Raw genomic sequence first — 8,043 nt, forward strand, 5'->3', positions numbered from 1 at the left:
CGATTACTGAAGTATCTACGTAAAATCGCTTTACCATATCTAAATGTACGAAATACTATTCGTGAAGATATAAGCTATCCAGAATTAGGTGATCTCATCATAGAAAAGTTTACCATTAGTTCTCTACCGATTCAGTATAACCAAACAAAAATCTGATACCTTATCTTTTTCGAGGTAAAAACAGGTGAACTAAAAAAACTTAATATTCGCGGTACTACCCGTTTTTATCTGAAACTCTTTGGCCTCGGTGTACTTACTGCCGAAGGCATCTTCGTCGCGGAAGACTAGCTTATACTTTCCCGGTTGAATGGCGGTGGTAACGCGGGTTTCCTTGGGGTCAAAATCCATGACCCAGCGTTGGCGGCCTTGATCGTTTAGCTGGTATAAGCTACCAATGCCCTGCTTCACAAAGTTGATATTCAGCAGTCCGGGGCCGGGTAAGGATAACTCGGTGGTTTCTCCGGGAGTAACTGTAACGTTGCGGAAGTAGGTTTTAGGTAAGGTTAGCACCTCTAAATCGTAGTTGCCCACCAAGTACTTTTCGGTTTGGGCAAAGGGCTGTACGTTAATAAGATTGCCTTTTCCGGCGGGGCGGACCAGCACACTCACTCCGCTGGCGTACTCAGAATGGCTAGGCTGTTTTAGGGCAAGGGTTCCCTGCGGTGCCTGAATAGAAATCACATTATGTTTTCCGCCTTCAAAAGTAACATTGCGCTGGGCTACGGGAGGAATGGTGTTTACCACCACATCGTAGGAGAGAACAGCATCCACAATCACCGAATCGGGGCGGCCCTGGGCATCGCGGAAGTGCACAAAGTCGTAGAGGGCGGCTTTGGTTACGCTATTGGTAAAGGTAACGTTCACGTTGGTTTCGGTGGGTTGCTTATCCTGATCCAGTAACTCTACACTCACCGTGGTGGTCTCCAATGATTGTTTTAAGATTTTATTCAACACCTGCCGAAATTCCTGCTGATTTTTAGCATCGAAGTACTGACCGACGCAGGAAAACTCTTTTTCAAAGTTTTCTTTAATGCCTAAGCCAATGACAAAAGGTTTCAGAAATATCTGCCGCTCCTGTAACGCTACCGATACCGCACACGGATCGCCCCCACATGATTCAATTCCGTCGGTCAAAATGATTACTACATTACGATAATCGGGATTAATGGGAAAATCACGAGCGGCTTGCTCTAGTGAATAGGCAATTGGGGTAACCCCCGCCGGTTGGATTTGCCTAAGCTTACCGATAATTTGGTTATGATTCCCTGGAGCGAAACCTACTTCCAGCTTAGTATCTTCGCAGTTTTGGTACCGACGATGAAACTGATGACCGTATACTCGCAGGGCTAGTTCCAAATTATCATCTACCCGCAGCGAATCTACCAGATCAACCAACATGCTCTTCGCTACATCCATCCGCAAGCTATTGCCCCACTCGGCAAACATACTGCCCGAAGCATCTAGCAGAAACAGCATCCGGGTTTTTTCGGGAGGGCGTTGTACTTGTATTTGGGCGATAGCGGAGTGGGAAAATCCGATAATAATTAGTGAGGAAAAAATGAAGGAAAAGTATATCGTACGTGCCGCGATTCTCTTTCGTTTTATGTAACTCTTACGTTGGAAAGGTGAGAAATTCATTTGATCAAATAAGGTAGTTAGAATGGAGCCTTTCTTGAGATAATTTACTGATTTCAATAACGTAAATCGCTGGAAAATATTCATAGACTATCAACGTCAATCGTCGTAAGTGAAAACGTAAACAATATAATTTGCCTAAAATAATGCCCGTACCGATACGCTACCGCTGTGTACGGTTGCCTGTTCTGGCGACTTTCTTCCTTGGTAATTAACCGTGAGCTGCAACCCTTCTAGCAGTTGTTGTTGGAGGTTTACCGTCCATCGGGCGTTGTTGCCCGGTAGTAATCCTTCTAGCATCTCGTAGGCTACGGCTTGGGTAGCATCGGCAGTATAATCAATCTTTAGCCACTCCAGCGTAGCATTTATATTTCGTTTCATTACGCGGCTCGACTGAATTTCCCAGCCTACTGAACGTAAGGTGGCTTCTTCGGTCGGTGCTTCGGGCAGAACAGTTGAGGAATTTACTCTATTAGTCCAGGAAGCTCGAGTCACGAGCCGAATATCCAGATGCGGTTGCCAGTGTAGTTCAGGGGCTAGGCGGTGAGCAGTAATATCAAAATTACGAGCACTGTTCGTGGTTCCTGTCGTTTCCAATGTGTACTTCCGGTGCGATTGTTGGCCTTCTAGCGTTACTTTCCATTTACGGTTCCACTGGTAGCGTAGTTGCCCTCGGTACACTTGGGTTAACCGGTCTTCGCTACCCTGCTGAAGTAACTGCTTCCAACGGGTAGTTCGTAGCCCACTTTCGGCCCCAAACCGAGGATTTTGCCGATTAAAGAAAAAGGTAGTACGGGCTTGTTGCTTAGCCGAAAGCAAGTTATTCTCACTAACTTGGTAGCCGGGTAATACTCGCGCTGCTAGTTTATCATCGGTCTGCTTATGAAGGGTTTGCAGACTAGTAACATTCGTGATGCGAGCTAACCAGGGTTTCAACCCGTTGCTTTTCTGCCAACTGCGCGGAAATTGCGCTTTAAGCTGATAACTTAACTGGTTCGTAAACGCCTGAATATAGTCATTGCTAGGCACTAGAACTCGTACGTAATTACGCTCATCCCAGTATCGCGCTTCAAAGAACTCATCAAGTTCTTCAACCCCATTGCCATTGCTATCACGCCAAGTGAACAACCCCTCACCAGTGGGCACCCGAACATAGATAAAATCCCGCCTGATCTCTCGTCCATTTGCTAAGGTATAAGCCAGTGACATCTGCAATGATTTTTTTAGCAGACTGCCTTTCCAGTCTAATTGTCCCATGACCGTTTGAGCCAGCAGGTTCGTATTGGCACCAGTCTTCCAAAGCTCCTGGTTTCGGGGTGCGATATTTCGGTAAGTAGCGTTGAGTCGCAATTGGTGGTGTTCACCTAATTGCTTATCCCAATTGGCTTGTAGCATCTGAACTTGTTCCCGAGCTTTCATCTTCCCCCCCAGGGGCAAACGGTTATTCCGAATCCGGTAGTCCAGCCGGAATGTACCCTGAATGCTATCACCTTTCGTTAAATACCACTGGTGTTCATCGTAGTGTTCAGCACTAAATGCTACTGAGTCAGTTTCTATATTCCGAACTTCATTTTCTTCCCGCCGATAGGTGTAACCCGGAGTAAGCCAGCGCATCGGGCGATGAATATCAATTTTAACTCGCTTCCAAGAAGCCTGTTGTTGCGAATAACGACTTTGCATCAGTAATCCGCGGCCACTCAGCCGAAAGCCGCCCCACTCCTGAGCAACTTCCAACGAATGTTGACTTCCATTCAGCCAATTCGTTTGTTTGCGTCCCACCCAGCGGTACTGTAGTCGGTTGTGAGCGTTCTTTACTAATTGGGTTTGGGCTTGCAAAATATGATCGTCGGTGATGGGCGGCGGGGTTGAACGAAAGAGAGAAGACCAGTCTCGCTCAAATTCCACCGGACGAAACGGATCAATTGCTTGAAAATGACGATCGGTATATTCAAACTGGATCTGTTGCGACCAGCGGTACGCTGACCCGCTAAATAATGGTCGAAGCTGGCTACGATAACCAAGCACCAAAGCTTTTCCGCGATCATCTTGACTATCAAGTTCGGACAGAGTATTGAGGTTCTTTTCAGAGAAAGCCACTTCGGTAAATACCTGATCCTTATTGGAAAGGGCAACTTCGGTGTTGACTGATACTACTCGTCGGCGTTGGGGTGCCAATAGTTGCTGAGTAGGCGCGTAGCTTCCCTTTGAAATACCATTCTGCGGTGCTACCCACTCAAAGACTTTTCCGTTCACCTGACTATTTTTGAGCACGTAGTCGCCTGAACCACTTCCCACCAAGCTAAACCGCGGTCGGTAGATAGCTTCGTCCTCCGAGCTAAAGACGAAAACTTGGTAAGACTGACCGGAGACAACTGTATCCCGTTGAGCGTACAAAATTCGATACACATTGCCTACGCCCGGCACATCCGCATTTTGGTTTCCAAAGGCTAGATCACTACCGTTTTGGCTAACTGTATCGACGGCAGAAACTAATTGGTTAACCGCTTGATCGCCCGCTTCACTAAGTTGTAGGTAGTCGTCATTGGTCAACTCGAAGCCAATGGGGCGGCGCGCGTGGTCACTCTCCTGGTAGAAATTCACCGAGAACGATACCTTTTTATGAGTCTGCTGATGATTAGCGGTGAGAATACTTCGGCTGTAACTACGCTCGGCGTACTCGTAATCTACCACAATACGAGAAAACTGGGTGAGCACTACTCGAGGAGTAAAGGTGATTTCGCTTAAGTTATAATCAATCGTATAGTCCTGGTCAAAGCCGCGCTGGAGCAACTCTCCGTTGTGGTATACTTTTTCCGAGTTAGCAAGAATATAAAACATTAGCCCACTTTCTTCTCGTCGGTTAGTAGCAGCATTCAAGCGATAAGGACCTTGGATGCCTTCCTGAATGGTGAGATTGACAGAAGTAAATCTTCCTTTAGCAATCGCTGCGCCTACGGAAGTTTGGGCTTTTCCTTTTTTACTCACCGAATAATGAGACTGTAAAAGTCCACCCTGCACATTGCGACGGTATTTCATAAAGTACGGCTTTCCGGGCTGCGCCAGTAATGATGCGTTACGAGATACTCCGGCTACCGAAGCTCCAGCGTGATGCAGTTGCACATCGCCTACCGTAAGCGTAGCGTACTGGTGTTCAAACTCAATAAATACGTTATCAAATTGTTGAAGCTGCTGGGTGGTTCCATCGGGCTGTAACGGGACATTTTGGTCAGTAATCGCCGCTCGAATAGATAGATCATCGGTCAGTTGTCCTTCCAATTGCAAGTTTAGCGCAGCATTCACAAATACATCCTGCCGATTGCCAAACGAGATGTCTCTACTCAAACTACCACTCTTCTGAAGCTTAGGCGTACTGATCAGTGTTTCCTGCGACGAAACTGATGGGGTAGCATAACGATTGGCGTAGCGAATTTCTTGGAACAGCGCAGTAGAATCATACACTGATAAATCGCGTCGGGCGTGCACTTGGTGTAAGCTAAAGGGCAACCGCCGGTAACAGAGTTCAACTTCAGCAATATCGTCTCCGGAAGTCTGATTTACCAGTAGGTAGCCTGACGCATAATTGTAGAGAAACTGATGGGGAGGTAACGTGTCACCATTAATAATTACTTCCAAAGATTCAGGAACGATAGAGAGCGAATCTACCCAAACCGAGTCGGTAGTGTAGGGAAGGGTACGGCAAATGGTGTAACTGGTTGAGTCGGGAGGGGGGAGTGCCGACTGGGAGTAGGCGGATATGTATCCTACGAATAGAAAGAGAAGAAAAGCCAGTGCCGTTTTTAGCATATGTGGTCTAGAGTTCGACCACGGACTGTTGCTTAGTGACCAAAGGCAATTCTATTAGAAATGTGGTGCCAATCCCTTCTTTAGTATCGAAAGTAATGCGGCCCCCAACGTGCTCAATGCCTCGTTTAGCAATAGCCAACCCAATGCCCGAACCGGCGTATTTGGTGCTAAAGTTGGGTAAAAATACTTTATTCTGGATTTCTTTGGCTATGCCTGTACCATTATCGCTTACTTTCAATATTACCCGATCGGTGCTAAATTGTTGTAGGCTTACTTGTACCGCGGGTTCTCGATCTTTGGGTATTGATTGCTTAGCATTAATAATCAAGTTGCTGAGAATTCTACCCATCAGTTGCTTATCGCCTAGCACCACAAACTCACCCTCCTGAATATCCAAGTCAATAGATATATTTTCTTCGGCGTAGAGATTTACAGTTCGCTTTATTACCTCAGTTAATTCGTAAGGTTCACTCTTGGGCAGGGGCATCTGGGCAAAAGAAGAAAAAGAACTGGCAATGTCACTCAGAGTATCAATCTGATGAAGCAACGTATCCAGCGGTTTATCCATATTTTGCACCTCATCGGCATCCATACCCTCTTTAAACTCACCGGCCAGTTTACGTTTGAGAAGTTGCAGACTGAGTTTCATCGGGGTGAGCGGATTCTTAATTTCGTGGGCTACCTGCTTAGCCATTTCCCGCCAGGCAGACTCTTTTTCGTTTCGTGCTAAGGCTGCTTTACTGGCTTCAAGGTTCACCAGCATCCGATTATATTCGCCCACCATCAGCCCAATTTCATCGTTACTATCCCAAGAAAGGGGCTCGTTATAGTCTGACAAAGAAGTACGGCGAATCTTCTGAGTAATGTACTTTAAAGGATATGTAAGCAGCACTGAGGCCAGGTAAGAAATAATTAGGAAAGCGATAAAAACAAAGGTGAAAATGTTCATCACGTTGGTTAACACCTGAATGATGCGCGCTTCTAACTGACTACGAGACTCAAAGAACGGAATACTAATGATGCCTAATAGCTGTCCGGTTTGAAAGGAGCGTAATCCAACATAAGATGATTTATACGAAAGAGCACCCACTGATTCTTCCAGCACAAGCTTGGTTTCGCCTTCCACTTTAATAGGAACTAACGCTTGCGGGTTAATGTAGCGAGACAGCAATCCGTTTTCATAAATTAGTGGCTGGCTGGCTACTACCAATTTGCCGGAAGTATCAAAAACATTCAGATCGGTCTCGGTGACGCTAGCAATCTGATTCACCGTAGCCGAGAGATCGTCAGGAGATAAGTTATTGCGACTAAATTCTTCAAATGGGGCTACTAAGTTGCGACTGATTTGATCGGTGCGCTCCAAATATATTTGATCAACTTCTTGGTTATACGAGCTACTAATAATACTGATGGTAGTAATACTCAGTGCCAGCAGGGGCATGAAGAAAGCGGCATTTAGGTAAAGCTGAATTTTAGTAGAAAAATTCAGATTGCCCTGGCTGAACACGAAATAAGATGAGTATATACCCAACAGCAGCAAAATGGCGAATACCAGAAGAAGAAATAGGAAAGAGAAGTTGGAGATAATATTGATGAATGAATACACGGGCGAGGCAATTACAATATATTCATCGTCTTGCCCCTTAAGAATGAGATAGTTATAATCACCTCGATTAATATTCGTTTCGCTATCGACTATCTTAAAATTGTAATTAACGAAATAGTCGAAGAGCTGGGCGTTACCCGAAGTGAAGCGTATCTGGTTAGCATCACCTTTCTCAGGCTGCGCTGGGGTAAATATAGCGTAACGGAAGTCGCTACTAGAGTAATCTTGCACAGAACTACGATCTACCAACAGCTCCGGGTAAACTTGGTTGGGTATAAAACGCCTAAGAACTAACTCAACGATAATAGAGCCAATCGTATTGCCGAAGTTTTCCAGATCTAAAAACAAATAGTAGCGTTGGGTGCTCTCTGTATCTAAAAGCGACGTATTCTGATTGATAAAAAAGATGTTTGGGTACTCAGTAGCAAAGCGCAAACTATTTATATCTTCCTTCCATTCATCGTAGGTAAAATTAGGGCTTTCATCTAGCGTCTGTCCCTTGCTATTGAAGAGATGCACTTTAATTTCGTAGCGGTCGAAGTAGTTACCCAAATAGATTCGCTTAATCTTCTGTCGGATAATATTCTTAGAGCCTAATGGGCTGAACAGGCGATTTTTAATAAGTGGGTCGTTCTGGATTTTGTTACCGGCCTCTTGCAGTAGGTACTCGCCCAGAATGTCATTATCTACCAGCAATTGGTTAGCAAATTTCTGTTTGTTGTCCAATGTTTCAATTTGGTACATATCGTAGGCGGCTATAGCGCAGGCAGCAGCACTCACAAAGGCCCCAGCGAACACGTATAGAAAAGTGATGTAGCTAATCCGGGTGAGAAAACGCGGTAAGTTGAATAGGTAGAGCACAATAAAGTATGCTGCCCCGAGTATCACCATAGCAAAAGTAGGAACCTGTCCGAAGGCACTAAGCAAGAGACCTATCCCTAAAGCCACAACAAAGCTGACTCGCATAGGGAGATAACTTTGCTGACTCAGGCTGATAC

Annotated in this window: 3 protein-coding genes; all 3 read right to left on the reverse strand. The window is 45.5% G+C overall.

Annotation, left to right across the window (positions count from 1 at the left end; translation table 11 throughout):
* Nucleotides 1–189 precede the first annotated feature (189 nt).
* Nucleotides 190–1,722, reverse strand: a complete 1,533-nt coding sequence (locus WBA23_RS17400; protein WP_424583559.1) for a vWA domain-containing protein — start codon at nt 1,720–1,722, stop codon at nt 190–192.
* Nucleotides 1,723–1,773: 51 nt separating this feature from the next.
* Nucleotides 1,774–5,439, reverse strand: a complete 3,666-nt coding sequence (locus WBA23_RS17405) for a hypothetical protein (RefSeq protein WP_424583560.1) — start codon at nt 5,437–5,439, stop codon at nt 1,774–1,776.
* A 7-nt stretch (nt 5,440–5,446) separates the two neighbouring features.
* A partial coding sequence (locus WBA23_RS17410; protein ID WP_424583561.1) for an ATP-binding protein occupies nt 5,447–8,043 on the reverse strand: 2,597 nt, incomplete at its 5' end.

This window comes from Tunicatimonas sp., from assembly GCF_049647865.1.
Classification (GTDB): Bacteria; Bacteroidota; Bacteroidia; order Cytophagales; family Cyclobacteriaceae; genus Tunicatimonas.

Coding starts and splice junctions, on each gene's coding strand:
- WBA23_RS17400 (WP_424583559.1), bottom strand. CDS start 1,722: ATGAATATTTTCCAGCGATTTACGTTATTGAAATCAGTAAATTATCTC.
- WBA23_RS17405 (WP_424583560.1), bottom strand. CDS start 5,439: ATGCTAAAAACGGCACTGGCTTTTCTTCTCTTTCTATTCGTAGGATAC.